The following is a 1,165-nucleotide window of genomic DNA, read 5'->3' on the forward strand; positions in this document are numbered from 1 at the left end:
GACCTACCTCCCAAGGCTCTCTCCTTCATAACGAGAGTCTGCGGGTTTGGTTTTCATATTCTCCGTCGTCTGATTGGGCAAGCGCGCCGGGCGCGGAGCCCTCAAACTGTTCAAGCGTCCGGCGCGCTTCTGCGGGTGTTTGATGGCCGAGCGATGAGTGGGGCCTGACGTTGGTGTAGCCGTATCGCCAGAGCGCCAGCTTGCGCCGGGCATCCTCCAGTCTGTCGAACATCTCCTCGTTCAGGAGCTCATCGCGCAGGCTGCCGTTGAAGCTTTCGATGAAGGCGTTCTGCTGCGGCTTGCCCGGATCGATGTAGTGCCAGTGGACGCTGTTGTCGTTGGCCCACTTCAGGATTGCCCGGCTGGTGAACTCGGTCCCGTTGTCGCTGACAATGCTGGTCGGTCTGCCATAGAGGTGGACAAGCGCATCCAGCTCCCGCGCGTCTCTGGCCCCTGAGATGCTCGCGTCGGCCATCAGGCACAGGTTCTCGCGGCAGCAATCATCGTTCACCGCCAGAATGCGGAACCGGCGTGAAGCCCCGAACGTGTCAGACAAGAAGTCCAGCGACCCGCGTTCGCCCGGTCTCAGCGCCTTCGGCATTGGTGTCCGCGATCCCCGCGCCCGTTTGCGGCCCCGTCGTCACCTGACACCCAGCTTCTCATCCGTGTACAAGCGATAGAGCTTCTTGTGGTTCATGATCATCCCCTTGCGCTCCCGCATCACGCCAATCCGCCGATAGCTGAACCGGCGGCGCTTGGCAGCGATAGCCTTCATCTCCTTGCGTATCTCGGGATTGTTCGGCGGGCGTTCACGCCGGACCGTCTTCGGATCGACACCGACAAGTCGGCAGGTCCGGCGTTGCGAGATGTCATGATCCCGCATCGCCCTGAGCGCTACCTCTCGCCGCTCACTCGGCGTCGTCAGTTCTTTCCCAAAAGATCCTTCACCACCACGTTGTCCAGCATGGCGTCGGCCAGCAGCCGCTTGAGCTCGGCATTCTCGTCCTCCATCACTCTCAGCTTCGCGACGTCAAACACCTCCATGCCGCCATACTTCGATTTGTATTTGTAGAACGTGCCCTAGCTGAGACCGTGCTTGCGGCACACCTCCGCAGTCGGCATCCCGGCTTCCTGTTCTTTGATCATCCCAATGATCTGGGCTTCC

At 60.9% G+C, this 1,165-nt stretch carries 1 pseudogene; it reads right to left on the bottom strand.

The window, feature by feature from the left end:
• Positions 1-25: 25 nt before the first annotated feature.
• Positions 26-1,165 (bottom strand): annotated as a pseudogene (locus tag ACR0DG_RS21430) (IS3 family transposase); the annotation flags it as partial.

This window comes from Ruegeria sp. BG8, assembly GCF_056538325.1.